The sequence below is a fragment of the Mycobacteroides sp. CBMA 271 genome (assembly GCF_009729205.1).
Lineage (GTDB): Bacteria > Actinomycetota > Actinomycetes > Mycobacteriales > Mycobacteriaceae > Mycobacterium.
This window is the reverse complement of the sequence record NZ_VTHB01000008.1, coordinates 182,265-207,066: the sequence shown is the minus strand read 5'-3', so window position 1 is coordinate 207,066 and position 24,802 is coordinate 182,265. Positions and strand designations below refer to the sequence as shown.

The following is a 24,802-nucleotide window of genomic DNA, read 5'->3' as shown; positions in this document are numbered from 1 at the left end:
GCGGTCGGAACGGGGCCCGACGTGCCGAACGGGTATGTCGCACCCAAGTAAAGAAAGATCAAAGAAATGCCACAGGGAACTGTGAAGTGGTTCAACGCAGAAAAAGGCTTCGGATTCATTGCGCCCGAGGACGGCTCCGCTGACGTCTTCGTTCATTACACGGAGATCACCGGAAACGGATTCCGCACCCTCGAAGAGAACCAGAAGGTCGAGTTCGAGGTAGGCCAGAGCCCCAAGGGCCCGCAGGCTACCGGCGTCCGCGCCGTCTGACCCACATCCGTCGAAGAAACGCCCCCGACCATGGTCGGGGGCGTTTCTGGTCTCCCGGAACATCCGAGTAGACACGTAGCGCACGCTAAGCGCGGGTATCGCGTGCACGAAGCCGGGTGCACTTCCCGCTCGCGTGGGGCTGCTCTCCGAGGCACCCAAGAAAGTACTGTCTGTGACTGTGAGCCAGCTGTCCTTTTTTTCCGCCGAATCGGTGCCTCCCGAGGTCGCCGATCTGGCGGGGCTGCTGGCCGGACCGGGTCAGGTGGTTGTCAGCGGAGCGGGTGCCCGTATCTCGGTGGTCGTCGACCAGCCGTGGCGTGCCCTGGCGCTTGCCGAGATGATCGTCGAAACCGGGCTGCAGGCCGAAGTGGGCCATACCGAAACCGGCACTGAGAATCATCCGCTGGTGCGTACCGCTATTGATCCGGTGCTGCTGCCAGTCGCCAAGGAATGGACCCGTGGTGCGGTGAAAACAGTGCCTGCGCAATGGCTTCCGGGTGCACGTGAACTGCGCGCCTGGGTGCTCGCCGCGGGCATGCCGGAGGCCGACCGTTACCTGCTGGGCCTGGATCCGCACGCCCCCGACACTCATTCCACGTTGGCTGCCGCGTTGATGCGGGTGGGTATCGCTCCAACCCTGATCGGAACACGCGGTGCGAATCCGGCGTTGCGGATTAGTGGGCGGCGCCGGCTGGCGCGGCTGCTGGAAAATATCGGAGAACCACCCGGTGACACCGAAGCATTCCGGGCATGGCCCAGGGTTTAGCAGGGGCTTAGTAGAGGTGTGGACACGCTTTTGGCCACCCTGACATCAGGAATATCCGTGCCCATATGCAAGGCTAGGTTTGCGCAATTGGCGTGGGGGTGTCATCTTGTGACCACGGCGGACCGCCGATGCACCGTACATATGCCGCGAAATGCGCAGGTAAGGAGACGAAGCAGTGCGACGGCTCGTCATCGTCGAATCACCGACGAAGGCCCGCAAGATCGCTGGCTACCTGGGCGACGGATACGTCGTCGAGTCTTCGCGTGGCCACATCCGGGACCTACCTCGTGCTGCTGCCGACGTTCCCGCCAAATACAAGACGGAGCCGTGGGCCCGTCTTGGGGTGAACGTCGACGCGGACTTCGAACCTCTCTATATCGTCAGCCCCGATAAGAAGGGCACCGTCACCGAGCTCAAGGGCCTCTTGAAGGACGTTGACGAGCTCTACCTCGCGACGGACGGTGACCGCGAGGGTGAGGCCATCGCCTGGCACCTGCTGGAGACGCTCAAGCCCAAGGTGCCCGTCAAGCGCATGGTGTTCCACGAGATCACCGAGCAGGCCATCCGCGCCGCCGCGGAGGACCCGCGCGACCTGGATACAGATCTGGTCGACGCACAGGAGACCCGCCGCATCCTCGACCGCCTCTACGGCTACGAGGTCAGCCCCGTGCTGTGGAAGAAGGTCGGACGGAACCTGTCCGCCGGGCGCGTGCAGTCGGTGGCCACCCGGATCATCGTCCAGCGCGAACGTGACCGCATGGCGTTCCGCAGCGCCGGGTACTGGGACCTGGGCGCCGAGCTGGACGCGGGTAAGGACAACCCGGCGGCCAAACCTCCCAAGTTCAACGCCCGACTGCTCAGCGTCGACGCGCAGCGGGTCGCGGCCGGCCGCGATTTCGACTCCCTGGGTCAGCTGAAACAGGCCTCCGGTGAAGGCCCAGGGGTGCTGGTTCTTGACGAAGCCCGTGCCAACGCCCTGGTCACGGGGCTGTCTCAGGCCACGCTGACGGTTGCGTCGGCCGAGGAGAAGCCGTACACCCGCAAGCCCTACCCGCCGTTCATGACGTCCACGCTTCAGCAGGAGGCCGGGCGCAAGCTGCGGTTCTCCTCCGAGCGCACCATGAGCATTGCGCAGCGGCTGTACGAAAACGGCTACATCACCTATATGCGTACCGACTCCACGACGCTCTCCGAGTCAGCACTGCAAGCGGCACGATCGCAGGCCGGCGAGTTGTACGGAAGCGAATATGTGCATCCTTCACCGCGGCAATACACCCGCAAGGTGAAAAATGCGCAGGAAGCTCACGAAGCCATTCGCCCGGCGGGTGAGACTTTCCAAACTCCGGGTCAATTGCATTCATTGCTTGACAATGACGAATTCCGTTTGTACGAGCTGATCTGGCAGCGCACCGTTGCCTCGCAGATGGCCGATGCCCGCGGCACCACGCTGAGCCTGAAACTTTCTGGCGCCGCCACCTCCGGAGAGCAGGTGGTTTTCACCGCCAGCGGTCGCACCCTCACCTTTCCCGGCTTCTTGTCGGCATATGTTGAGACCGTCGACGAGCAGGCCGGCGGCGAGGCCGACGACGAGGAACGCCGCCTGCCACGGCTCACGCAGGGGCAGAGCGTCACGGTTGCCCAGCTGTCCGCGGACGGGCACACCACTAATCCGCCCGCCCGTTACACCGAGGCCTCGCTCATCAAGGCGTTGGAAGAGTTGGGGATTGGGCGTCCGTCGACCTACTCGTCGATCATCCGGACCATCCAGGACCGCGGCTATGTGCACAAGCGCGGCAGCGCGCTGGTCCCGTCCTGGACCGCGTTCGCGGTGATCGGGCTGCTGGAGCAACATTTCGGCCGGTTGGTCGACTACGACTTCACCGCCGCTATGGAGGACGACCTCGATGAGATCGCCTCCGGTAACGAACGTCGCACAAACTGGTTGAACGCCTTCTACTTTGGTGGTGATCACGGCGTCGAAGGCTCGGTGGCACGTGCCGGCGGTCTCAAGCGCCTGGTGGGTGTCAACCTAGAGGAGATCGACGCCCGCGAGATCAACTCGATCAAGCTGTTCGACGACGACCAGGGTCGCTCCATCTACGTTCGGGTCGGCAAGAACGGGCCGTACCTAGAGCGGATGATCGCGGACACCGATGGTGCGGCCGGAGAGCTCAAACCGCAGCGCGCCAACGTCAAGGACGGCGTCACCCCCGATGAGCTGACCGTCGAGATGGCCGAAGAGTTGTTCGCGATCCCGCAGGAGGGGCGGACGCTGGGTGTCGATCCGGTGAGCGGACACGAAATCGTCGCCAAGGACGGACGTTTCGGTCCCTACGTCACCGAGGTGCTGCCCGCACCGCCGGAGCCCGCCGAGGCCGAGAAGCCCAAGCGGGGCGCCAAGAAGGTCGAAGGACCCAAGCCGCGCACCGGCTCTCTGCTCAAGACCATGACGCTGGAGACGGTGACACTTGAGGATGCGCTGAAGCTGCTGTCGTTGCCGCGTGTGGTGGGCGTCGACCCCGCCAACAACGAGGAGATCACCGCGCAGAACGGGCGTTACGGCCCGTACCTGAAGCGGGGCACCGATTCTCGATCATTGGCCGACGAGGATCAGATGTTTACCGTCACCCTCGACGAGGCGTTGAAGATTTACTCCGAGCCCAAACGCCGTGGCGGACAGGCGGCTTCGGCGGCACCGTTGCGTGAACTGGGTGCGGACACGGCGACCGGCAAGCCGATGGTGATCAAGGACGGCCGCTTCGGCCCCTATGTCACCGATGGTGAGACCAACGCGAGCCTGCGCAAGGGCGATGACGTGCTGTCGATCACCGATGAGCGGGCCTCCGAGCTGCTTGCCGACCGTCGCGCGCGTGGCCCGGTGAAGCGGATCAAGAAGGCGCCCGCGAAAGCGGCCAAGAAAGCTCCCGCCAAGAAGGCGCCCGCGAAAAAGGCCGCCAAGAAGGCGACCTAGCTGCGGCGAGGCCGCGCGACCTGTGTTGACACGTTGCGGCCTCGAAGCTCGACGGTCTCGCCGACATCCCAGCGCAGGGCTTCCTCGTCCCGGGCTTCCATGACGGCGGCGGCAGAGGCCAGCACGTTTCCGGGTTCGTTCTTGGCCAGCTCGGTCAGGCGTGCGGCCTCGTTCACCGGGTCGCCGATGACGGTGTACTCAAAACGGGCCTGCGCTCCGATATGTCCGGCGATGGCCCGCCCTGCGGAGACCCCGATGCCGAAGTCGTTGGAGCCCAACACATTGGTGAGTTCGTCGGCGAGTTCACGGGCGGCCGCGAGTGCGGCCGCGGCGCCGTCGGGGTGGTCGATGGGCGCGCCGAAGATGGCCAGCGCCGCGTCACCCTGGAACTTGTTGACGAAACCGCCGTGCGTGTTGACGGTGTCGACGATGACCCGGAAGAACTCGTTAAGTACCCGCACGACCACGGCCGGGCCACGGTTGGATGCCAGCTGGGTGGATCCCACCAGGTCGACGAAAAGTACTGCGACGCTGCGTTCCTGGCCGCCGAGTTCGGTGCCGTACTCGAGGGCTCGGCGCGCAACGTCCTCACCGACGTAGCGGCCGAACAAGTCGCGCAGGCGCTGCCGTTCGCCGAGATCGCGCACCATGTCGTTGAACCCCGCCTGCAACAGACCCAGCTCGCTGGCGTCGTAGATGGGCACGTGGGCGTTGTAGTTGCCGCGCTGTACTTCGCTAAGCGCCCAACGCAATTGGCGTAGCGGGTCGGCGATCGAGGTGGCCACTAGCAGGGTGCCCATCAGGCCGATGGCCAGCGCGATGATCGCCAGGATCAGGATCGATCCGGTGAGGTTTTCGGCCCCGGACTTGAGATATCCCGCGCGCTGACCCACCACCGTCAGCACGATCGCGAGGATCGGCACGCCGGTGCTCAATGCCCAGGTGAGAAGCTGACGGACGATAACGCCTGGGGCGGTGACGTTTTCGGGTACACCGCGGCGTAACGCTTGGATGGCGACCGGGCGCAGCACGCGTTCGGATTGTAGGTAGCCGATGATGCTGGTCGTGGTGGCGCCCAACACCGTCGCGAACATGGAGACCAAGATTGAGCTGTGCGTGGACGACCAGGTGACGGCGACGAAGATCGCGCCACCCACGAGCCAGGTCGCAACGCTGATGACTGTTCGGTAGAAGGGCATCTGCAAGGCGCGGACCCGAACGGCCTCGGAGCCCTCGGACTCGAAGTCGGGGGAGCTGTATTGCCATCGCAGCACCGGTATCAACAGGTAGGTGCTGACGATCGCGCCTGCTACAAACAGGATGAACAGCGAGACGCCCAGGATGATGAGGCGCTGCGGGCCGAGCTCGGTCAGTTCGACGCGGTCGCTCGGTGGTAGGCCGAACCGCAGGAAGCCGAGTACGAACAGCGCGCCGACCAGGTTCGACTGGGCGATACCCATGATGAACAGGGGCCAGGGCGTACGCATGACCCACCGGGAGTACCGGACTGCGCGTGCAAGCGGGCGCTGGTCAGCCCGTCCGTCCGCGCTAGTCACCCGTTAACCGTAGCTGTCGGCGGTGACGGAGGGGCTTCACAGGCCCGTCTGCCTGCCCGGGGCGTCTGTCCTGGCGGCTAGGGTTGGGGGCAATGAGCGGGGTTTTCGAGCGCCTGGTGGATCAGGGAGCGGTGGTGTCCACGCTCTCGTCCGCAGCGATGGCTGCGCGTGGCGATGCTGCGGGCCGCATGACCCACGCGTGGTTGTTTACCGGGCCGCCCGGATCGGGCAGGTCGGTGGCGGCTTTGTGTTTTGCCGCGGCGTTGCAGTGTGAGTCCGATGGTGTGGTCGGCTGTGGGGAATGCCGCGCCTGCACCACGACGATGGCGGGGACCCATGCTGACGTGCGCAGAGTCGTGCCCGAGGGATTGTCGATCGGCGTCGACGAGATGCGCGGCATCGTGCAGACCGCATGGCGTCGGCCGAGTACCGGACGGTGGTTGGTGGTGCTCATCGAGGACGCGGACCGCCTGACCGAGGGCGCCGGAAACGTGCTGCTGAAGGTCGTCGAGGAGCCGCCGCCGCGGACGGTCTTTCTGCTGTGCGCGCCGTCGGTGGACCCGGAGGACATCTCGATCACGTTGCGCTCGCGCTGTCGGCATGTGGCGCTCGTCACTCCGTCGGTGGCAGCCATCGCACAGGTGTTGGTGGACCGCGATGGGATCGACGTCGAGCAGGCCCAGTGGGCGGCGTCGGTGAGCGGTGGTCACGTGGGCCGGGCCCGGCGGCTGGCCACCGATGAGCAGGCCCGAGCACGCCGGCTGCGGGCGCTGGGGCTGGCGCGGGAGGCGGCCACCCCGACGCGCGCGTATGCAGCGGCCGAGGAGCTGGTGGTCAGCGCTGACACCGAGGCCAAGGAGCTGACGGCTGCGCGGAACGAGGCCGAAGAGGAGGAGCTCAAGACCGCCCTCGGCGCAGGGGGGACCGGTAAGGGGGCGGCGACCGCGCTGCGTGGGTCCGCGGGCGTCCTGAAAGACCTTGAGCGCAAACAGAAATCGCGTCAAACACGGGCGTCGCGGGACGCCCTGGATCGCACGTTGATCGACCTGGCGACCTACTTCCGCGATGCCTTGGTGTTGTCGTTCGGGGCCGTCGAGGCGGGCCGGGATGATCCGCTTGCGGGAAGACCGTCCAGGACCGTGGCGCTGCATCATCCCGATATGGCGGACCGGCTCGTGCCGATGGTGGAGCGAGTGCCCGCCGAACAGCTGCTGCGATGCATCGAGGCCGTGTTGGAGTGCCGGGAAGCGCTGGCGGCCAATGTGAAGCCCAAGTTCGCGATCGATGCGCTGGTCGCGACCGCGGGGCAGGCGCTGCGTCCGTCCGAGTAACGACGGCGATGAGCGCTTGCGCGAAGAGCATCAAACTTGGGCCACCCGACGGGGGTGCCGTAGACTCACCGGCGCTGGGTTCGCCCAGCGTGCTGCCCTAGCTCAGTCGGTAGAGCAATTCACTCGTAATGAATAGGTCGGGGGTTCGATTCCCCCGGGCAGCTCCAAAGCCCCAGGTCATAGGCCTGGGGTTCTTTGTATTCGAGGGCAGAAATGCCTCAAGTCATCACTAAATCATCACTAATTCGCACGACGCGCCTGCGTCTCTGCCTGCGGCCGTGAACCTCTTGCGCACCGCGTCCCGCCGCTCTTCGTCCGTAAGCGCACCAACCCGTTGCGAACCCTCGCGGGTGAACAGCTCAGGGCGCAGCTCGCCATTTCTGTCGAACGGAGTCCAACGGTCGCGGAGGAATAACCGACGCAACGCGCGGGCAATGGTGCGCTTCATGATTCCCCCTCGGGCTAAGGGATGGGATGGGGCGGAATGAACATCACCCCTGAGACGACAAAACACCAGCTAGGCCAGGGTTTTCATGCAGTGGATATTCAGGCGGCGGCGAGATCCCGCTTTCGGTGACACGATCGGCACAGCGCCTGGTAGTGAGCCGGATCCAGGCTGTATCTGGCGATGGACGCCTTTTCGGTCATGCCTATCAGCTCGTCTGGATCACCGTGGTCATAGCTGTAATCGACGGCCTGTTTGTCGCACTCGGCGCACTCCTGCCCTCGGGCGGTCCCCTTGATGGCCCGTAGTCGGCTGTGCACCGACCTGTACCCAATCTCACCGTCTTGCATCCAGAAACCAATACTTTCGATGTCCCAGGATGACTCGACCAGCTTCTGAAGGTGCGCTCTACAGACGCCGTTGGTGTCTCGACTGAGGCCGCAGCCAGAGATGATGCATTTGGTCTTCGGACTGAGGTACGCCACGCACTGTCCTGTCACTAAATGGGCTGGTCAGGGCCTTAAATCCGTAAATGGGCATACTTGTCCACCGAAATGTTGAACGCCATTTCGCCATAGCCGCAGGTCAGATATGCGATCCACGCTTGGGCGTGTCTTGCCGCCATGTGGTGTGTGCGGCCATGAGTGCCGAGGCCAGGGCCGGAGCGTCCTGCATGGGTAGTACAGAAGGGAGGTTGGCCACAGCCACCTCGTCCCCGCGCAGTGAGATACGGACTTCACCCGAAGCCCATGGTCGCGCGGTGATCGGCACTTCGACGTAGCGGCGGCCGGCCTCGTCCGTCTCAATGGCTGGCAGCTCGAGCATCAGGTACCCCTTGGTCGTGAGAGCGTCGGGAAGTATCGAGGCGACGATATCGGCGACCTGCGTCTGCGTATAGACGACGGTCTCGGTCTTGCCCGCAGCGCCGATGCTCACCCTGCGCGTGAGGCCGAACAGGTTCGGTATGCCCTCGATAGCCTCACGAATGGCCTTGCGCGCGTCCATTGGCCAGTTCTACGCTGCCGGCCCGACATCGACGGGTGGTCCGGTCAGGATAGGGAGACCTGGCGAACTCGTTCCCGTATGCCCACCAAAGCCTGGCGCCGAATGATCTATGTTGCTCCAAGATCGCGGAGTCGACCGCGGCCCTGCAGGTTGCATCTACCAGGGGTGATGTAAGGCAGGATATCGCATAGCTAACTCATTAGCTGGGATTTGATCGACATGGCAACTATGTGTATGTAATGATCTGCGCAGGGGCGTGCTCGGCGTCAGCTGAAAGGGGCGGCTGTATTCATGGTCATGAAGGATCGTTGGATGATGCATACAGGTTTGCGGCGCGTGTCGGCGCTGGTGGCGATTATCGCCCTGGCTATCGGTGGAGCGAAGGTTGTCGATGACAACACCGTTCCCGGTAGCGGATTCTCGGCGGTGGCCACTGTGGCAGCGGACCCAACGGGCGCTCCTGGACCCACCGGGGGCATGACCGACGGCGGGGGTTCGCAATTTCAGCCGCCTCAAATGCCCAGTTCCATGCCCGACTACCAGGGCGGCAACAACCAGCCGCCGCTGAACCAGGACGGCGGGGTGTCGGTCTACAACACGGGATCACCTGGGGCACAACAGGTTCCGGGTCAGCAAGGTGGGCAACAGCTGCAGCAGGGCTGGGACCAACCTGCCCACGGCACGCAGATGCCCGACTACCAAACCAATCCCGGCTACACACAAGGACCTGGGAAGCCGAACCCCGATTACCAAGCACCGCAACAACAGTCGCCGCAGCAGGGGCAACAGCCGCAACAAGGCAACCCGAACCAGCCTTCGCAGCAGCCAAGCCAGGCGCCGACGCAGGAACGTGAACCGTCTCAAGTCGACCAGCAAGACCGTCAGATTCAACAACAGTGCGAGTTGCAGGCCGAGGATTTGGGTCTGCTTGAGGAGTTCCTGTCATTCATCGGGGAATCTATTGGTGGCGCAGGGGATATCTTCAAAAAGCCTGAACGGAAGTTTGCTCCCGCGCCGCAGTGTGGCATCTGTGGCAAGCCGATGCTGCCTCGGCGCCCTGCCCCGCAGTCGCCGGCACCGCCGACCCCGCCGGCGCCAGTGCCGTTCAATAACTACACGCCTAAGACATGGGGCGCATGCCCGGTCGATGGGAGCAAAGAGACCAAGGTTGTAGCCACCTTCCTGCGTAGTGGAATGTCTTCGACGCTGAACTCGGGGGTCAGCACGCTGTATTGCGGGACGTCGGGCTATGGCTTGAACCACCTCTACGCCAGGCATCACGACCAAGACTGGCAGAATAAGAGCTTCGAGGGTGGGAATCCCGGTAACTGGCGTTATCTTGCGGATTATGCTATCGCCGCTGTACTTGCATATCCGCAAGGTGCGGTTTATCAGCCAGGAAATAATACATGGATGTACTATCGTCAAGTCGATCTCATCACGGCCGATGGAAAAGTGATTCCTGGTCACTCCTTTTGGGCTCGCGTAGTAGTCTCGAATTCGGATGGAAAGATAATCACCGCCTTCCCGTCGAGCTCGCCTCCAATCAAGTAATGGCGCGTTGCAATGAATACTGAAGATAGAAATGCGCTCGTAGAACTGGCTGAAATGGTAGCCGAAGGAACAGAATGCGCGTTAGAGGAAGTTTCTGCGGATCATTGGATTGTGCGAGTTGGCGGTAGCGAACGGACGCTGGAGTTTATTGTGGATCCTCCGGGGGCAAGGCTGCTAATCGAGCATCATGGAGGAACTGTCAAGCGGGTCTGGCCAGAAGATGATAGTTTCCATGCTGGGCTGAAGATCCTCGCTGTTCATATCGACGAATCGATCGCCACGATGAATAGAGATCGGAATCGTATGATACTTACGCGAGAAGGGGTGCTTCTAAAATGAATCGAAACCCACTCGGAACAGTGCTCATTATCTCACTCGCGATGTCAATCGTAGGTGCTTGCAACAGGCAAGGGCAAGTTGCATCCAACTCGGATGCAGCGACAGCGGACCAGCGATGCACTGTAATCTCCGAAAAGATTGGCAGCAAAATCGAGTTCCTCAGGAAAGCGCAACATACTGTACTTCCTTCCGATAATGGTGATATGAGGCTCGGATGCGGTTGGCATAGACCCAGTGACCAAATGGCATTATCGGTCTACATCACAAGACCGGGAAATCTGCATGATGACATTGCGGAGACTCGCAAAGAGTACTCAGGCCAGAGTGAGCCCGTAGTTGAAAGCTCCGTATCGGGTGCGACGGTGATGCGCATACCAGGGATTCCTCGGACGATCGCCTTTACCGAGACTTGCAGAATCGACGTATTTGCGCCTGCTGACCTACGCGATCTAGACATTTCTCAAGCCGCGGTTGATACGGTGCAGACTGTAGGCTGTGACCCGCTGAATAATCGCCAAGCGGATGAAACCAGCCGGGACTTCGATCAGATACCTGGACAATACCCGACGCCGGCAACGCTCACCGGCAACGGAGCAAGCGAAGCTGTCGTGGGGTCCTGTGCGACGCTGAAAGGCCGACTGGTCGATGCAACGCTGCTGACTGTGGACTGCGGATCTCGGGAAGCCGTATACAGAGTCATCCAAAGAGTGAACGTCCCGGCAGAATGCGTCCAAGACGCTGACCGTAAATTTTACCGCAACACCAAGTCTGGTGGGCAATGGACTGCCTGTTTGGATTTGAAATGGGACGAGTCGCTCTGCGTAAACATTGGTGATTCTGAGGTCTCAAAAGTCGAGTGTGGCGACCCGAATAGCTCGAACAAGTTCAAGCCAACGAAGGTAATTTTGAACACTACAAATATTGACGGCTGTTCGGACGGCGGATACCAACACCCAATACGCCGATTCACCATCTGCACGGAGACGCAGAAGTAGCCTGTCGTTTGTGGCAGGTGGTGTAGCTCAACGGCGGTGGACCGCCGACGAGTTGGTGGTGGCGTTGGATCGGTCGCTGTCGTGCGCCAAGGCCGGCGAGAGGCTGGGGCGCACCCGAGTACAGGTGAAGAAGGCCCGGAATCGGTATCAGGGACGCGATGTTGAGCAGCTTCTGGCCCAGAAACGCAGCGGTGCTGTCGAGCAGTCGCGAGTAGTCCAGGCCGATATTGGCTGCTACGGGGCGTGGACGCCTGAGGAGATCGCAATCGCCTTGGATCGGTCCATTCCTCGTAGCGAAGCAGCCCGCCGGCTGGGACGTTCTTTCCCGGCGATCAAACGCCTCCGATATCTGCAGAGCCAAAAGGCCTTGGGCTGCCGGCCGTCCGGGAAGCGCGCCATGAGCCGATACGGCAGCGCCTCTGGTCCGAGGAGAGATCGCCGTCCTCACCGACGAGTCCCGCACACCGACTGAGATTGCCGCCGAATTGGGGCGTTCGATCAACTCGGTGAGCGTCGCCCGCGCGCGTTGGCTAGGTCGCCTGCAGGGCAAAATCGCCGAACATCTACACGGTACCTACACCGCGGTGAGCCGCTACGGATGCTTGTGCCTGCGATGCCGGGATGCGGCCGAGGCCGAGCGGCTACGACGCCAACAGGCCACCTGGCCCAGGGCGGTCAACCACAAGCAGCCCTGGACCGACGACGATATCGAGATCGCGCTGTCGTCGTCGGACATTCGCTCGGTGGGAACATCGCCCAGCGCCTAGTCAGGCGAGCGCCTGTTGGATACCGCGGCCTGGGCGTTATGGATTCCACCTGGAACACCGGTCCCTTGAATCTTCTCGAGCGGGTGCCGCTGCGGCTGGCTGCTCCGCTGCTGCGGCTCATACCGGCACGAGCTCTGCCGCGCGTGATGGCAGATGCGTCGGCGGTCACGGGCGCGGCACGTGCTGACTTGGTGCGCGCCTTTTCGGCGATGTCGAAGGCCGAATTTCTCGAGGTATGGCGAGCGACGACCGAGTTCGTGACGCCCGACCCCGACTACCGCACCCTGTTGCCGCTATTGCTGATGCGGGGAGCCGACGATCGCACGGGAAACATCGCGAAGGCGATGCCCCGGTGGGCAGCCGCCGAGGGCGTCCCCGAGGTTGTCATCTCCGGTGCTGGTCACGCGGTCTCGCTGGACGCCGCCGAATCCGTAAATGTGCATCTCTTGCAGTTTCTCCACACATCGAGGTAGAGGCGCGGCAGCCTCCGGAGAACCTTCTGCTGTGATGGCCCCCACTATTCGCTAAATTGGTGGCTATGTGGAAGGCGACTGGCGGTGAGGGACGTCGAACTCTGCGTCGTGCATCCGGTCTCGAAAACTCGATCGTGTCCGCTGTCGACACGGTCCTGGCGGCGTCGGTAGGCGGTTGCTCGGTGTCCGAGGCGGCACAGGCATGGGCCGCGGCCAATGGCCGAGCGATGACGATCGAAGACGTGTCGCTCTCGCCCGGGGTGTTCGGACAATGGCTGTCCTTCCCTGACCGGGACCTTGTACAGATCGGGCACGGCGTCGTCGGCCGCGACCGCACCATCGCCCACGAATTGGGGCACATGGTGCTGGGGCATCGCGGGATACCGATCACCGAATACGCCGCCGATCACGTTCAAACCGTCGGCCCGGAGCTGATCGCGCGAATGCTGCAACGGAGCTGCTGCAGTGACGGTTTCGCTCATGAGGATGAACGCTGGCCGGCCGATGAACTCGCCGCGGAACGGTTCGCCGGACTGTTGATTCGACGGTTGAGTGCGGGGCGGCGCGGGCGCTCGCGGTGGAGTCATTACATGGACGACGCACTGGGGTGATCGCAGGCTCGGTGTGGGAGCTTCTGCAGGTCGCACGCGTAGCGATCCTGCTGTGTTTTCTGCCGGTGGTGTTGTACCGCGTCTGGCGAGTGCTGCGGTACCCGACATCTGTTCCGGCCGTGGCGGTCACCAGCTTCGGAGTGTTGGTGTGGTTCTGGCTCCTTGCGTTCACCGACTGGGTGTGGGCGGCTTTGCCGCCGGTCGTGCACGCCCTCTGTTTCGGCGGCTTGCCCACCGTCACGATGGCCGCCTGCTTGCAGGTCTTTGTCGTCGGGATCAGTGGTGACGCGTCGCCGGAGCGCATACGTCGTGGTCTGCGGACCACTTTCGCGGTGACGGCCATCGTTCTGGTTGTCGTGACCATATGCGTGAGTCAGAGCAACGTGCTGTTCGCTACGAACGATATCTATGAGCTCATCGATGCCCTTCTCCACGGCGGTGATCGAGGATCGATCACCGCCGAGGTGGTGAGCAGCGGTTTCATGTGCGCGGTACTCGTTCAGCTCGCCTGGGCCGGCATGCGGCATGCCGACCGAACGCCAGTCGGCACAGGGCTGGGACTGCTGGCGGCCGCGGCGGTGTTCGAACTGGTAGCGATCTCCTACGGAGGGCTGTGGCGACCCTTGAACCAAGGGCACGGGAACACCTTGGGCACATTCGGACTGTGGCTGGAGAGCTTGCCTGGATGCGCTGGAGCGGTTCTGATCATCCTGGGGTTTCTCTGGCCACCCGTGGCGACGCATGTTCAGGCGCGACGAAAACGACGCATGTTGCAACCCCTTCACGATGCCCTCGAGAAGCTCTTTCCGGGTGTGATTCCTCCGATGGATCAACGAATCAGACTGTCGGACTTAATATTTGAATGGACGACGCATATCCAAGATGGCCTCACGCTATTGGGGCAGGGGCGGCAGGTGTCACCGCAAACCCGCGATTCGATACCCGGAGGGTGTGATGAACGAGCGGTAGCTGTGACGAATTGGCTTACAGGACAAGATGTTCCTGGCTTCAGCTCCGAATGGCTCCGTCCGCCGAGCGGCGTGAGTGATGAAGCGTGGGTGCTTGCCATCGCGGAGGCCTATGCAGACTTTGGGGAGAGTCAGATACGGCGGGAAACGACTGTGTGCGTACTACGGTGAGAGAGTGAGAGCTGAGCCGGCGGCCTGGGAGGTTCTGCAAACCATGCGGCTCGTGGTTCTAGCCAGCTTCCTGCCTGTTCTTCTCTACCGAATCTGGCGAATGTGGCGTCGTCCGATATCGCCGGCAGCGATGGCGATCACCGGATTCGGTGTGCTGTTGTGGCTATGGCTGCTTGCGTACACCGACGCGGTGTGGGCTGTATTGCCGGTGGTTGTGCGCTCTATTGTCATGAGCGGAACCGGCGCGGTACTGATGATCACGTGCGTGCAAATCTTCGTGGTGAGCAGCAGTGGTTACGCACCGCCAGCGATGATCCGCCGTGATCGGCGGATCATCCTCGCCGTAGCGGCCTGCGTCCTGGTCGTCGTCGCCGTGGCCGCCAGTCAAAGTCACATCGCTGCGACCGTCGGTGACCCATACACATTCACCAAAGTCCTGTACGAGACCAGCGACCGCAGTTTGATGGTCGCCTTTGCGGTGTCCGATGCGTACGTGGCGGCGGTGCTCATCCAATTTGTTTGGCTGGGTTGGCGATACGCTGATATGACACCGGTCGGATTGGGTTTGGGATTCCTCGCGGCCGCGGCGGCAGTTGAACTTGTGGCGATGGTCAGTGGCGGTGTTTGGAACCCGCTGCGCTGGTTCGGCGTAGAGCCTGACCGCGACATTGAGCTCTCGATACAGACGGCCCTCGGATGCGTTGTGTCCATTCTGGTGGTGACCGGATTCCTGTGTCCGCCGATCATGCTGTACCTGCAGGCGCGCAAGAATGTCCGCCGGCTGAGGCCGCTTCGGGATGTCCTTTCTGCTCGCTTCCCAGGACTGTATCCCCCGGTCGAATCTGGAATTCGATTATCAGACTTGGTGTTTGAGTGGACGACTCATATTCAGGACGGGCTGACCATGCAGGCCCAGAGTGAACAGCTTCCACACAAAACGAAGGCTTCCGCTCCTGCGCAGAAGTCGGATCATGTTGTGGCCATCGTTGATTGGCTGGATGGACGGCCGGCGGCGGGCTTCAGCTCCGAATGGCTCCGTCCGCCGAGCGGCATGAGCGATGAAGCGTGGGTGCTTGCCATCGCCGATGCGTACCGCAGCTGTCAGGAAGACTCGGACTTTCCAGCGCTCTCGTCAGGGATGCCTTCGGCCTTGCGGAGGTGATCGACCATGTCGGCGATGGCTTGTCGGCTGTGCTCGGACAGCGCGTAGCTTCGTTGGGCGATCTCGCGCACCTTCGAATCGCGTAGTTGCACAAGCCAGTCGAGATCGCGATTCACCGTGTCGGCGTAGTCGGCGTCATAGAAGTAGGCGGGACTTACCTGAAAGAACTCCGCGAGGGCCGTGACGATCTCCGGTGCCGGGTTAGAGCGCTCGCCCTTGCGGAGCAGCGAAAGATAGGGCGACGACACCGCGACACCGCGTTCGGCAAGTGCGGCGACTACTTCATTAAGCGAGTACGGTCCGCGCCCCGCGGGATGCACGGTGGCAAACAAGTGGCTCAGCCGGCCCGGAAATTCTGGCACCACACCCCCTCGCACGCTTTCACTTCGCCGCCCACGATACACGCCAATTCGACGTTGTTAGCCCCAGGTAGCGGGTTTTTGAGCGATGTAGAACCTATCTGACGGATAAGCGATTGACAAGCGGTATTTACTGACAGTAATGTCCGAAGTGTTCGTCCGGCTAATCAAGATCCATATCTGCCGAGCCGCCTAGATCGCTGTGCTCATCGTGGGGTTGAGCACAGCGATCAGTGCATTCTGACTAACGCCCCCACAGCGCGTCGTGGTGAATCAGCGCGCTCGCAATCATGATGGTGCCGAGCCCCAGGAAGATGACGCGAATCGCGGTGGGTCCGTACCGCGTCACCGTCCGCACCAACCCGCGTTGCACCCGTTGCGCCCGCGAAGATCGACGCGTCGATAGCGCCAGAATCAGCAGGCTCGGCAGCACGGCGAGTAAGCCGTAGCCGACCACGAGCAGTGGCCACATCCCCGGCAGCGGATGGCGTGAGGCGAGCATCGCCAGCGCGCTTAGATAAGGCACCGACGTGGGCGCCTCCGCGAAGCCCAGCGCGAGTCCGACGAGCGCGAGAAGCCACGGATGGCGTCGCGCAATGGTCCGGATCCACGGCGGCGTTACCGGTTCGGTGAACCACGTCAGTGCGGCAAAGGCGATCAACAGCACGCCGATGATCAACTGCGCCCAGTACCGCGTCGACGGGGTGATGTCGGAACCCCCGGCGACATCGGTCAGCGAGCGCACACCGAGCACGGTCGCGATGCCGAACGTGAACAGCGCCACGAACAACCCGGTGATGAAGCTGAGGCCGCCGGGCAATGCGGATCTGCGCTCCAGTCGGGTCACGTACACGATGGTGGTGGCGATGCCGATATTGAGCACGTTGAGTGCGTCCAGGCAGGCGAATCCCGCGAACGCCAGCACCAGGGTGAGCACGACTGCAGAACTTACGGGAATGCCGATCGTGTTCCCGGTAGCCCGGCACTGTGGGCGCGGCCACAGGTAACGCGGGTCCTCATCCACTCGACTATGTCCATATGGGGGGCTTGGCGCGAATGGATCACAGACAGCCGGGGCGGCCGGGATTCGCCGGTACCCTGGATCGGGTGCTTGCCCAGACGACTGCTGCGCCCCTGCAGGGATTGCGGGATGTGCGCACCTATTTCGACATCGCGGTCGTCGTCGCGATCCTCATTGCCACCAATCTGATCGCCCACTTCACCACCCCGTGGGCCAATATCGTCGTGGTCCCGATGGCGGCGATCGGGCTGCTTGCGCTGATTCGCTACCGCGGACATTCCTGGGCCGAGTTGGGGCTGGGCCGCCACCATTGGCGTTCCGGCGCCAAGTACGCGGCCGTCGCGGTCGTCATCGTGGGTGTCGTGATCGGCATCGGGCTGCTGCTTCCGATCACCCGCCCGATGTTCCTTAACAGTAGTTATGCGACGACGGTGTCGGGCGCATTGTTGGCCTCCTTCGTGCTGATCCCACTGCAGACGGTGATTCCCGAGGAGCTCGCGTTCCGTGGTGTTCTGCAGGGGACGATGGCCAGGGCCTGGGGTTTCCGGGGAGTCGCGGCCACCGGGTCGCTGCTGTTCGGCTTCTGGCACATCGCCACCTCGCTGGGCCTGACGACCGGCAATGTCGGCCTGACCCGGCTTCTCGGCGTTGGCCTATGGGCTCAGATCGTCGGTGTCGCCGGAGCGGTGATCGCCACCGCGATCGCGGGATTCGTCTTCACTTGGCTGCGTCGCCGCAGCGGCAGCCTCTTGGCGCCCATTGCCTTGCATTGGTCGCTCAACGGGATGGGCGTGCTGGCCGCAGTTTTGGTCTGGCATCTGATCTAGCCGCACGCGACGATCGTCGTCGCCGCGAGGAACAGCAGTTGTTCGGCGGTGCGCCACCCCAGCGGCGTGGACAGCGGATTGGACCGCTGGCTCGCCGCATAAACATTCGCCGGGAACATCACGATCAGCAGCATCCCGAGGCAGGCCGCCGCTAGCACTCTCGTCGACGGGATGAGCACGCCGACCGCGCCGAGTATTTCGAAGACTCCGGTGAGCGCCACCAGGAGGCCGGGCGCCGGAAGTCGGGGCGGGACAATGGCGATCATCGCGTCACGCATCTTCGGAACGAAGTGTGCGACTCCGGTCAGCGCGAACATGGCGGCAAGGCCGACCGCTACCGAAGCGGGCCACGAATCGACGGGCACACCCCCCAATGCGCCGGCCAGGCGCGCCAGCAGGGTTCCCAGGACCAACGCGATCAGTGGGGCCATGATCATTCTCCAATCTTGACAGTGACTAGTTTGACCATACCCATTAACTAGTCACTGTCAAGATCTGCGTTATGCTGGTGCGATGTCGTACCACCATGGCGCTCTGCGGGAGGCGATACTGGCCAGCGCGGCCGATATGGTGGCCCGGCGCGGCACCACGGAGCTGTCGCTGCGCGAACTGGCGCGTGAGGCTGGTGTCTCGCACGCCGCACCCGCCCACCATTTCGGGGATCGCCGGGGTCTCTTCACCGCCTTGGCCGCCGACGGATTCACCAAACTCGCCGAGTCCCTCGACCGTGCACACCCCGACTTCCATGCCGCGGCCCTGGCCTACGTGGAGTTCGCGCTGGCGAATCCGGGGCACTATTCGGTGATGTTCGAACCCGCGCTCCTGGATCCCGCCGACGCGCAGCTGACCGGGGCACGAGACCGAGCCAGCGCCGCGTTGGACGCCGGGGTTGCGACGCTGACGCCCCAGCAGACGTCGGCCGATAGGGTCACCGCTGCCCGTGCGGCGTGGTCCTTGGTGCACGGCTTCGTCTCGCTGTGGACCAGTGGGGCACTTGCCGATTCGCGCGGCGATGCGGATCCGCGGAGCATCGCCTCGCAGATCGCCTACGCGCTGTTCCCGCCCATCGACTAGCCGAGCAGCACCTTCGCGCCCTTGGAGCTGTAGTCGGTGTGTAGGTCGATCTCCTTGGGTATGGTTCCGGCGGGCAGGTCGTAGACGAGCACGGACCGTTTCTGTGCACCGGCTCCGAGTTCTGCTCCGGGTTCGAGTTGTTCGGCATTGCGCGCCAAGATATTCGCCATGCTGTCGGGCGCATACGTGTTGCCCGTCGCATCCCTGAGTTTCTGCTCGTCTCCGAGGAACGAGTGCGTTGTCGACCCAAGGTTCAGGACTTCCAGGTGCACGACGACGAAGGTGCCGGTTGCGTTCGCCTGCAGAGCCGGGTCGACCGGATCGCCAACGGTGCCGGTGCTGCTGACCTTGGTGACCACAAAGGCGAGGTCGCCATCGTGTACTTGCTGACCGAGGGCGCCGGGCTTGCCCTCATCCGCCGTCACCACTTTGGTTTCGGCGCCTCCACTGGTGCCGCCGACGTGAATGAGGGTGGGCCGGCTTTCTGACACACCGCCGCCTCCGCAGCCGGTGAGGAGTATTCCGATAAAGCCAAGGTTGGCAAGATATTTCATGATGAGGGCATCACGGGGAGGGTCACCGACGATGGGTGTGCTTCATCGTGGCGTATTTCGAAGCGGATCGGGACCATGCGGCTGGCGGTCGCGAGCGGCTCACCGGTGCCGGTGTTGCGGGCATGGTTGGGGAAGCCGCCCCCGCTGACCTGTACCCGCAGCCGGTGCCCCCGCGCGAACCGGTAACCGGTCGGATGCATGGTGACCGTCACGGGGGAATCCGGCTGGCCGCTCATTCGGATGATTCCGTCGATGACGTTGCGGGACAATCCTTTTCGATCCACATCGCAGAGTCTGACGAACAGATCGCCCTGGCCGCTGTCGGTCGTCGCGTATATGGACGCCGAGACCGGGCCGATCAGATCCAGATCGCTCGTCAGTGGCTTGCTGGTGAAAACGAGGACATCGGAACGATTCTCGGTGGTCGCATTGTCCCGTTGGCCGGAGGCTCGGGCATCGAGGAGTGGCCCGCCAACCGCCGGAGTGGGGTCTGCCGGGTCATAGGTGAATTCGTTGACGGGATTATCGCCGCGTGGTGCCTGCCAATCCAATGATTCGGAGGCCCGTAGATACAGCGGGGTCGGCGTCGATTGTTGGGGTGGCCACTGATCGAAATCCAGCCACTGGCCAGCCTTCTGCAGGTAGATCCGCACCGGTGCGCGATGAGTGGACGAGGTGTCGCCGCGCAGATGCGCAGCTAGCCAGGAGAAGCTGTCGGTGACCGCAGCCTTGATGGATTTGGTGTGGTCCCACGGTCCGATGGTGATTCGTCGTGGGCAGTTGACCGCCTGCAGCTCGGCATAGTCGCGCAGCTGGCCCACTAGGAGTAGGTCCCACCACCCGGTCACCATGCTCACCGGCGTGTTGAGCTCCGCGAGTCGAGGAGTGTGGTTGATCTCATCCCAGTAATCATCATCGATGTGATCGGTTACCGTGCGCCAGAACGGTTCTGGCTTTCCGATCGCGACGTTGTCGGCGTCGCCCAACGGCAGGTGGTCCATGGCGCTGCGGACCCGATTCGTGTGCGCGCCCGCCCGCAGCAGGCGTGTCAGTGTCGAACCGGCGGGTGAGCCGATCGCCGCAGACCAGCTCAACAGGTTATGCAGATTGAACGCTCCGCTGGGGTAGAACAGTTCGGTGAAATTGGTGGTGGTGATCGCCGGGCACATGGCGGCCAATGGCGGGTCGATGTACGGAGCTACCGCCCACTGGGTGTGCCCCAGGTAGGACGGGCCGGCGGTCGCCAGCGTGCCGTCGCACCACGGCTGCTTACGTATCCAGGCCGCGGTGGCCAGGCCATCCGCACGCTCCTGCCGGAATGCATCGAATCTGCCCTGGGAGCCGAACTGTCCCCGGGTGTCCTGCAGGATCACCTGAAACCCCTGGCGTGCCAACAATACTGACCACAGTTGGGTGATCACGCCGCTCTTGTCGTATGGCGTTCGGAAGATGACGACCGGCAGGGGATTCCGCCCGGCCGGGCGGAAATGGTCCGTGGCCAGCTGCACGCCGTCGGGCATGGTCACCTTGATGTCCCGCCGCACCAGCACTTCGGCGGTGGTGGGTTCAGGGAGGTCGAGAAGCCTTTCGAGGACGGGGGCGGACAGTCGTCCCGTCCAGGTCAAAGCCAGGTCTGCGAGCATGGTGCCCAATCTACCGGGGAGCGAGTGCCCCCACCGGCCCAACGGCGATGCACAGCGATAGCGACTGCGTAATCGGTTGCAGGGTAAGTGTATTTCCCGAACCTGGGAGTCTGATGAACACCCGGTTGAGCCCTGGGCGTACCGGAACCTTGACCGGCGGCCCGTTGGTGAGTGACGCCCACACCGCGCCCTCGGTGTTGGCTAGATAATTCAGTTCGACGATCCAGTCCGCGGGGAGCAGCGGCCCACTCAGCGGCATGGTTTCGAGGGACTGGACCAGATATCCGCATCCGCCGACCGGCCCCTCGGAGAGGGAGCGAACCCACGTCACCTGGGCATCCAGCAGGTGACCGTTGCGGTCAAGCATTCGCAACTGTGTAGTGGTGGAACCGATCTCCGGGCGGGGTTCGACCAGGGCGAACATGTGACTCAGCAGATTCTCGGGTCGCACCACGTTTTGCAGGACCAGCGGGTCGACCTCCTGATCGAGCACCGCCGGCCCATCCGCGACCGCGGCGAGCGAGGCCTTGACGTTGGCGATATAGGGCGCTGCGGGGTTGTTGCGCCAACTGTGCAGATAGCTGATGGTCGATACCAAGCTGCTCGCGACGAAGAGACTGAGCGCCACAGTGATCGCCATGGTGCGCCGAGAAGAACTGTTCAGGCGCCAGCTGCCCGGGCGGTTCGGTGCGGTCAGCCCCACCGCCGCGAGGAGCGTCGCGACCACCACCAGGTCCGGGAGATAGCGCAAGGTCTGCGCGAGCAGCAATGCCGTGAAGGCCGACGAGCGCATCAGGTAGATCGGCGCCTGGCTGGTAACCAGGTACCCCAGCAGTGTCAGCCAGACCAGGCCGAGCTGCTGCTTACGAAAACAGGTCAGCGCGATCGTCGCAATCAGCGCTCCGGCGCCGAGCCCGATCACGAACGACGACGGCTCGGCCCACGGTGAGCTCGGCACCCAGCGGTCCCAGCGCCACGGCCCGCCCACCAGGCCGGGGAGCACGCCATGGGTGAATGACCGCTGCAACAGCGACCACGTCATCGACAGATCGGTGCTCCACCGCTTCTGGTCCACCACCACGAGATACAGCGCGATCCACGCTGCGGTGAGCACGCCGGCGGGGACCCATAACAATGTGCCCCGCCGCCAGGTCAGGGTGAGCGAGGCCCATCGGTCCCCGCGTCGATAGGCCAACAGCGCCACCACCGCGAATGCCACGAACGGGATGACCACCGACTTCTCGAAGAACAGCAGCCCGCCGAGGAAGGACAGCATTGCCGTCGCCGCGTACCTGCGGTTTCCAGTGCGATCCAGCAAGACCGCATCGCCCACGAACCAGCACATGGCGGTCAGCATGGGCAAGGAGTTCAATGCCGCCGACCACCAGGTGAATCCCGGTATTGCCAGCGGTGTGAACAGCGCGAACGTGAGCGGCACCAGCAGCACTGGCCGCCAACCCAGGATCACCCACAACGCCCGCAGCAGCGCTAGTGATGCCAGGGCTTGCAGGACCACCAGGCTCAGCGCCGGCCAGAACCACGTCAGCGGCGCGAGCTTGGTGATCATGCCCGCCAGCAGGAAGGCCGCGGGCATGACATGCCCGTCGTGGTCGTCGAATAGGTACGACGGCGAGAACAGCCCCTGCGTGCCAGCCCGGCCGACCAGGATCAGGTCGTCCCAGTAGAAGTCCCCCCCAAAGGCCAGCACGCCGCGAACCACGAGTTGCACCACGATGAGCACCGCCGCCGCGACGGCAACACGGTTGGTTCTGGCAACAGGCATTGGGGCAGACCCTATCGGTAGGGTGGGGGCGCAATCGGAGAGCTGTCCCGAGCTAAGAGGAGTCACCACGTGCGGGCAATGGTTACCGGAGCCGCAGGATTTATCGGATCGACACTGGTCGACCGCCTGCTGGCCGACGGGCACGAGGTAACGGGACTCGATAACCTGGCTACCGGCAAGGTGTCCAATCTGGAGGTTGCCGAGGCGCAGTCGCGGTTCACCTTCGTCAAGGACGACATCGTCGAGGCGGATCTGAACGCCGTCGTCGCCGAGTACTCGCCCGAGGTGATCTTCCACCTGGCCGCGCAGATCGACGTGCGCCACTCGGTCGCCGATCCACAGTTCGATTCCTCGGTCAACGTGGTCGGCACGGTGCGCCTCGCCGAGGCCGCACGCAAGGCAGGAGTGCGCAAGATCGTGCACACCTCCTCGGGTGGATCCATCTACGGCACCCCGGAGCAGATCCCCACCAGCGAGGCCGTCCCCACCGATCCGCACTCGCCGTACGCGGCGGGCAAGGTCGCCGGCGAGATTTACCTCAACACCTTCCGGCACCTGTACGGACTGGAGTGCTCGCATATCGCGCCGGCCAATGTGTATGGGCCGCGCCAGGATCCGCATGGTGAGGCCGGCGTGGTCGCGATCTTCGCGCAGGCACTGCTGTCGGGACGCGCCACCAAGGTGTTCGGTGACGGCGGCAACACCCGCGACTACGTATTCGTCGACGACGTGGTGGAGGCCTTCGTGCGCGCCTCGGGCCCGGATGGCGGCGGCCAGCGATTCAACGTTGGTACCGGTGTGGAAACCAGTGACCGGCAATTGCATTCACTGGTGGCAGCAGCCGCGGGCGCAACCGATGATCCGGAATTTCATCCGCCGCGGCTGGGCGATCTGCGTCAGTCCTGCCTGGACGTGAGCCTGGCCAAGAAGGTGCTGGGCTGGGAACCCAAGGTGGCGCTATCAGACGGAATCGGCCGGACTGTTGATTTCTTCCGGGGCTAGCCCAGGGTTGATCGAACCCTCCGGGGGCTCGGCACCGCGCAATGCGACCGCGCGCGCGAGCCGCGAGTAGCGCAGCTCCAAATCCTTGAAACGCAGGTAGGTGCTGAGCGTCGTGAAGGCGAACGCAATGATCAGCGCGTACAGCATCAGGTCCGTACCGCGGCCCAGGCCGAGCCAATGCGCCACTGTGGTGGTGTCATTGGGACGCAGGATGGCGTAAACACCGGCGATCACGAAGACCACGAACCCAAGCTTGACCCAGGCTTTGGCCTGGGCGGTGCTGCGTGAGCGCAGTAGGTACACCAGCAGTAACAGGACTGCGACGATCAGCAGTGGCTGGATCCAGGTGACGCTCACGGCAACCTCCTGCGGAAGGCGGTATCGAACATGATGTTGACCCCGTTGATCAGCGACTGGCCCTTGGCCATCGAATACTCGGTATAGAGGATGTCAACGGGTTGTTCGGCGACCCGCCAATGATTTTCGGCGATCAACGCGATGAACTCGCTGGCGTGGCCCATACCGTTCATGGTGATGGTGAGGCCGTTCGCGACGGTTCGGTTGAAGACACGCAGACCGTTGTGGGCGTCGGTCAGATTGAGGCGGCGAGTGCGGGGGCTCAGCAGCACAACGGTTTTCAGCACCACCCGTTTGATCAGCGGCACGTGGCCGGGTGCCGACCCGGCACCGAACCGGGTGCCGACGATGATGTCGAGCGGCTCCAGTCGCAGCCTATCGACCATCGCCACGACATCCTTGACCTGATGTTGGCCGTCGGCGTCGAAGGTGACGAAGATTTGGGCGCCAGGCTGTGCACGCGCATATTCGACACCGGTCTGAATCGCTGCGCCCTGCCCCAGATTGACGGGATGACGGACCACGTGCGCTCCGGCGCCGTGTGCAAGGGCTGCGGAGCGGTCGGCACTGCCGTCGTCCACACACACGATGTTGGGGAACGTGCCGAGCGCCGCGGCGATGACGTCGGCGATGACTGGTCCCTCGTTGTAGGCGGGGATGACCAGCCAGGTATCAGCATTGGCGCTGTTGCTCCCTGGGATGCTCACTGGGATCAAGGTAGCACCGGTGGCCCAAATGGCCCGTTTCTACCAGCGTGAGCGTTGCACAGACGGGTGCTTGATCACCGAACTTTTGACA

26 protein-coding genes, 1 tRNA gene and 1 pseudogene are annotated in these 24,802 nt (G+C 63.3%); 16 read left to right on the top strand and 12 right to left on the bottom strand.

Going from position 1 to position 24,802, the window contains the following annotated elements; genetic code table 11:
- Positions 1 to 66 precede the first annotated feature (66 nt).
- From FZI91_RS21005 to topA, 3 genes are all read left to right on the top strand, one after another.
- On the top strand, positions 67 to 270 hold the full coding sequence (locus FZI91_RS21005) for a cold-shock protein (RefSeq protein ID WP_155941032.1): 204 nt from the start codon (positions 67 to 69) through the stop codon (positions 268 to 270).
- A 178-nt stretch (positions 271 to 448) separates the two neighbouring features.
- A complete protein-coding gene (locus FZI91_RS21000; protein WP_162526658.1) occupies positions 449 to 1,036 on the top strand; it encodes a hypothetical protein in 588 nt (195 codons plus the stop codon).
- Positions 1,037 to 1,211: 175 nt separating this feature from the next.
- Positions 1,212 to 4,007, top strand: coding sequence for a type I DNA topoisomerase (topA, locus tag FZI91_RS20995; RefSeq protein ID WP_162526628.1), 2,796 nt, complete (start codon positions 1,212 to 1,214; stop codon positions 4,005 to 4,007).
- On the opposite strand, the gene FZI91_RS20990 is transcribed toward topA, so the two are convergent.
- Positions 4,004 to 5,494 (bottom strand): adenylate/guanylate cyclase domain-containing protein, encoded by a 1,491-nt coding sequence (locus FZI91_RS20990; RefSeq protein ID WP_155941190.1) that lies wholly within the window; start codon positions 5,492 to 5,494, stop codon positions 4,004 to 4,006. The genes topA and FZI91_RS20990 overlap by 4 nt on opposite strands.
- A gap of 161 nt (positions 5,495 to 5,655) precedes the next feature.
- On the opposite strand from FZI91_RS20990, the gene FZI91_RS20985 reads away from it, so the two are divergent.
- Together FZI91_RS20985 and FZI91_RS20980 are read left to right on the top strand one after the other, a co-directional pair.
- Positions 5,656 to 6,894, top strand: coding sequence for a DNA polymerase III subunit delta' (locus FZI91_RS20985; protein ID WP_155941031.1), 1,239 nt, complete (start codon positions 5,656 to 5,658; stop codon positions 6,892 to 6,894).
- A 91-nt stretch (positions 6,895 to 6,985) separates the two neighbouring features.
- Positions 6,986 to 7,061, top strand: a tRNA-Thr gene (locus FZI91_RS20980).
- A 62-nt stretch (positions 7,062 to 7,123) separates the two neighbouring features.
- Here FZI91_RS20980 and FZI91_RS20975 read toward each other — a convergent pair.
- The 3 genes from FZI91_RS20975 to FZI91_RS20965 all read right to left on the bottom strand — a co-directional run bounded on the left by FZI91_RS20975 (position 7,124) and on the right by FZI91_RS20965 (position 8,344).
- Entirely contained in the window at positions 7,124 to 7,342 is a 219-nt protein-coding gene (locus FZI91_RS20975) for a hypothetical protein (protein WP_239001932.1), read from the bottom strand.
- A gap of 98 nt (positions 7,343 to 7,440) precedes the next feature.
- The gene (locus FZI91_RS20970) at positions 7,441 to 7,689 is read right to left on the bottom strand and encodes a hypothetical protein (protein ID WP_155941030.1); all 249 of its coding nucleotides are present in this window, start codon (positions 7,687 to 7,689) and stop codon (positions 7,441 to 7,443) included.
- 235 nt (positions 7,690 to 7,924) lie between these two features.
- Positions 7,925 to 8,344: a hypothetical protein gene (locus tag FZI91_RS20965; RefSeq protein WP_162526627.1), complete on the bottom strand. Its 420-nt coding sequence runs from the start codon at positions 8,342 to 8,344 to the stop codon at positions 7,925 to 7,927.
- 315 nt (positions 8,345 to 8,659) lie between these two features.
- On the opposite strand from FZI91_RS20965, the gene FZI91_RS20960 reads away from it, so the two are divergent.
- From FZI91_RS20960 to FZI91_RS20925, 8 genes and pseudogenes are all read left to right on the top strand, one after another.
- The gene (locus FZI91_RS20960; protein ID WP_239001939.1) at positions 8,660 to 9,898 is read left to right on the top strand and encodes a hypothetical protein; all 1,239 of its coding nucleotides are present in this window, start codon (positions 8,660 to 8,662) and stop codon (positions 9,896 to 9,898) included.
- 12 nt (positions 9,899 to 9,910) lie between these two features.
- Positions 9,911 to 10,237, top strand: coding sequence for a hypothetical protein (locus FZI91_RS20955; RefSeq protein ID WP_155941028.1), 327 nt, complete (start codon positions 9,911 to 9,913; stop codon positions 10,235 to 10,237).
- A gap of 242 nt (positions 10,238 to 10,479) precedes the next feature.
- Positions 10,480 to 11,232 carry a hypothetical protein gene (locus FZI91_RS20950; protein ID WP_155941027.1) on the top strand — a complete coding sequence of 251 codons (753 nt, stop codon included), beginning with the start codon at positions 10,480 to 10,482 and terminating at the stop codon, positions 11,230 to 11,232.
- Positions 11,233 to 11,242: 10 nt separating this feature from the next.
- Positions 11,243 to 11,963: pseudogene (locus FZI91_RS23770) on the top strand (hypothetical protein); the annotation flags it as partial.
- The gene (locus FZI91_RS20940; RefSeq protein ID WP_239001938.1) at positions 11,846 to 12,472 is read left to right on the top strand and encodes an alpha/beta fold hydrolase; all 627 of its coding nucleotides are present in this window, start codon (positions 11,846 to 11,848) and stop codon (positions 12,470 to 12,472) included. The pseudogene FZI91_RS23770 and the gene FZI91_RS20940, both read left to right, overlap by 118 nt.
- A gap of 65 nt (positions 12,473 to 12,537) precedes the next feature.
- The gene (locus tag FZI91_RS20935) at positions 12,538 to 13,083 is read left to right on the top strand and encodes a hypothetical protein (protein WP_155941025.1); all 546 of its coding nucleotides are present in this window, start codon (positions 12,538 to 12,540) and stop codon (positions 13,081 to 13,083) included.
- 11 nt (positions 13,084 to 13,094) lie between these two features.
- Positions 13,095 to 14,222 (top strand): hypothetical protein, encoded by a 1,128-nt coding sequence (locus FZI91_RS20930; protein ID WP_313884542.1) that lies wholly within the window; start codon positions 13,095 to 13,097, stop codon positions 14,220 to 14,222.
- 4 nt (positions 14,223 to 14,226) lie between these two features.
- Positions 14,227 to 15,384 carry a hypothetical protein gene (locus FZI91_RS20925; RefSeq protein ID WP_309224193.1) on the top strand — a complete coding sequence of 386 codons (1,158 nt, stop codon included), beginning with the start codon at positions 14,227 to 14,229 and terminating at the stop codon, positions 15,382 to 15,384.
- Here FZI91_RS20925 and FZI91_RS20920 read toward each other — a convergent pair.
- Complete coding sequence (locus tag FZI91_RS20920; protein WP_162526625.1) at positions 15,324 to 15,746, bottom strand: transcriptional regulator; 423 nt, start codon at positions 15,744 to 15,746, stop codon at positions 15,324 to 15,326. The two genes, FZI91_RS20925 and FZI91_RS20920, sit on opposite strands and share 61 nt — an antisense overlap.
- Before the next feature lie 241 nt (positions 15,747 to 15,987).
- Complete coding sequence (locus FZI91_RS20915; protein ID WP_162526624.1) at positions 15,988 to 16,680, bottom strand: GAP family protein; 693 nt, start codon at positions 16,678 to 16,680, stop codon at positions 15,988 to 15,990.
- Positions 16,681 to 16,895: 215 nt separating this feature from the next.
- Here FZI91_RS20915 and FZI91_RS20910 point away from each other — a divergent pair, with 215 nt between their 5' ends.
- A complete protein-coding gene (locus tag FZI91_RS20910; RefSeq protein WP_162526657.1) occupies positions 16,896 to 17,591 on the top strand; it encodes a CPBP family intramembrane glutamic endopeptidase in 696 nt (231 codons plus the stop codon).
- Here FZI91_RS20910 and FZI91_RS20905 read toward each other — a convergent pair.
- Positions 17,588 to 18,022 carry a DoxX family protein gene (locus tag FZI91_RS20905; RefSeq protein WP_155941023.1) on the bottom strand — a complete coding sequence of 145 codons (435 nt, stop codon included), beginning with the start codon at positions 18,020 to 18,022 and terminating at the stop codon, positions 17,588 to 17,590. The two genes, FZI91_RS20910 and FZI91_RS20905, sit on opposite strands and share 4 nt — an antisense overlap.
- 82 nt (positions 18,023 to 18,104) lie before the next feature.
- Between FZI91_RS20905 and FZI91_RS20900 the strand changes: the two genes are divergently transcribed.
- On the top strand, positions 18,105 to 18,665 hold the full coding sequence (locus FZI91_RS20900) for a TetR/AcrR family transcriptional regulator (RefSeq protein ID WP_155941022.1): 561 nt from the start codon (positions 18,105 to 18,107) through the stop codon (positions 18,663 to 18,665).
- Here the strand turns inward: FZI91_RS20900 and FZI91_RS20895 are convergent.
- Genes FZI91_RS20895 through FZI91_RS20885 form a run of 3 tightly spaced genes read right to left on the bottom strand, consistent with a single transcriptional unit; the run spans position 18,662 to position 22,645 of the window.
- The gene (locus FZI91_RS20895) at positions 18,662 to 19,219 is read right to left on the bottom strand and encodes a DUF4352 domain-containing protein (RefSeq protein WP_155941021.1); all 558 of its coding nucleotides are present in this window, start codon (positions 19,217 to 19,219) and stop codon (positions 18,662 to 18,664) included. The two genes, FZI91_RS20900 and FZI91_RS20895, sit on opposite strands and share 4 nt — an antisense overlap.
- Positions 19,216 to 20,862, bottom strand: a complete 1,647-nt coding sequence (locus FZI91_RS20890; RefSeq protein WP_155941020.1) for a CocE/NonD family hydrolase — start codon at positions 20,860 to 20,862, stop codon at positions 19,216 to 19,218. Before FZI91_RS20890 ends, FZI91_RS20895 begins: the two co-directional genes overlap by 4 nt.
- A 10-nt stretch (positions 20,863 to 20,872) precedes the next feature.
- The gene (locus FZI91_RS20885) at positions 20,873 to 22,645 is read right to left on the bottom strand and encodes a hypothetical protein (protein WP_155941019.1); all 1,773 of its coding nucleotides are present in this window, start codon (positions 22,643 to 22,645) and stop codon (positions 20,873 to 20,875) included.
- Between the two features lie 69 nt (positions 22,646 to 22,714).
- Here FZI91_RS20885 and FZI91_RS20880 point away from each other — a divergent pair, with 69 nt between their 5' ends.
- The gene (locus FZI91_RS20880; RefSeq protein WP_162526623.1) at positions 22,715 to 23,647 is read left to right on the top strand and encodes a GDP-mannose 4,6-dehydratase; all 933 of its coding nucleotides are present in this window, start codon (positions 22,715 to 22,717) and stop codon (positions 23,645 to 23,647) included.
- On the opposite strand, the gene FZI91_RS20875 is transcribed toward FZI91_RS20880, so the two are convergent.
- Together FZI91_RS20875 and FZI91_RS20870 are read right to left on the bottom strand one after the other, a co-directional pair.
- Positions 23,606 to 24,004, bottom strand: coding sequence for a DUF2304 domain-containing protein (locus tag FZI91_RS20875; RefSeq protein WP_162526622.1), 399 nt, complete (start codon positions 24,002 to 24,004; stop codon positions 23,606 to 23,608). The genes FZI91_RS20880 and FZI91_RS20875 overlap by 42 nt on opposite strands.
- The gene (locus FZI91_RS20870; protein WP_309224192.1) at positions 24,001 to 24,711 is read right to left on the bottom strand and encodes a glycosyltransferase family 2 protein; all 711 of its coding nucleotides are present in this window, start codon (positions 24,709 to 24,711) and stop codon (positions 24,001 to 24,003) included. Before FZI91_RS20870 ends, FZI91_RS20875 begins: the two co-directional genes overlap by 4 nt.
- Between the last annotated feature and the right edge of the window lie 91 nt (positions 24,712 to 24,802).

What these genes read in the sequence shown, in the direction of transcription:
- FZI91_RS21005 (WP_155941032.1), top strand. Translation starts at nt 67, where the DNA reads ATGCCACAGGGAACTGTGAAGTGGTTCAACGCAGAAAAAGGCTTCGGA.
- FZI91_RS20990 (WP_155941190.1), bottom strand. Translation starts at nt 5,494, where the DNA reads ATGCGTACGCCCTGGCCCCTGTTCATCATGGGTATCGCCCAGTCGAAC.
- FZI91_RS20985 (WP_155941031.1), top strand. Translation starts at nt 5,656, where the DNA reads ATGAGCGGGGTTTTCGAGCGCCTGGTGGATCAGGGAGCGGTGGTGTCC.
- FZI91_RS20975 (WP_239001932.1), bottom strand. Translation starts at nt 7,342, where the DNA reads ATGAAGCGCACCATTGCCCGCGCGTTGCGTCGGTTATTCCTCCGCGAC.
- FZI91_RS20970 (WP_155941030.1), bottom strand. Translation starts at nt 7,689, where the DNA reads ATGCAAGACGGTGAGATTGGGTACAGGTCGGTGCACAGCCGACTACGG.
- FZI91_RS20965 (WP_162526627.1), bottom strand. Translation starts at nt 8,344, where the DNA reads ATGGACGCGCGCAAGGCCATTCGTGAGGCTATCGAGGGCATACCGAAC.
- FZI91_RS20960 (WP_239001939.1), top strand. Translation starts at nt 8,660, where the DNA reads ATGCATACAGGTTTGCGGCGCGTGTCGGCGCTGGTGGCGATTATCGCC.
- FZI91_RS20955 (WP_155941028.1), top strand. Translation starts at nt 9,911, where the DNA reads ATGAATACTGAAGATAGAAATGCGCTCGTAGAACTGGCTGAAATGGTA.
- FZI91_RS20950 (WP_155941027.1), top strand. Translation starts at nt 10,480, where the DNA reads ATGGCATTATCGGTCTACATCACAAGACCGGGAAATCTGCATGATGAC.
- FZI91_RS20940 (WP_239001938.1), top strand. Translation starts at nt 11,846, where the DNA reads ATGCCGGGATGCGGCCGAGGCCGAGCGGCTACGACGCCAACAGGCCAC.
- FZI91_RS20935 (WP_155941025.1), top strand. Translation starts at nt 12,538, where the DNA reads ATGTGGAAGGCGACTGGCGGTGAGGGACGTCGAACTCTGCGTCGTGCA.
- FZI91_RS20905 (WP_155941023.1), bottom strand. Translation starts at nt 18,022, where the DNA reads ATGGCCCCACTGATCGCGTTGGTCCTGGGAACCCTGCTGGCGCGCCTG.
- FZI91_RS20900 (WP_155941022.1), top strand. Translation starts at nt 18,105, where the DNA reads ATGTCGTACCACCATGGCGCTCTGCGGGAGGCGATACTGGCCAGCGCG.
- FZI91_RS20895 (WP_155941021.1), bottom strand. Translation starts at nt 19,219, where the DNA reads ATGAAATATCTTGCCAACCTTGGCTTTATCGGAATACTCCTCACCGGC.
- FZI91_RS20890 (WP_155941020.1), bottom strand. Translation starts at nt 20,862, where the DNA reads ATGCTCGCAGACCTGGCTTTGACCTGGACGGGACGACTGTCCGCCCCC.
- FZI91_RS20885 (WP_155941019.1), bottom strand. Translation starts at nt 22,645, where the DNA reads ATGCCTGTTGCCAGAACCAACCGTGTTGCCGTCGCGGCGGCGGTGCTC.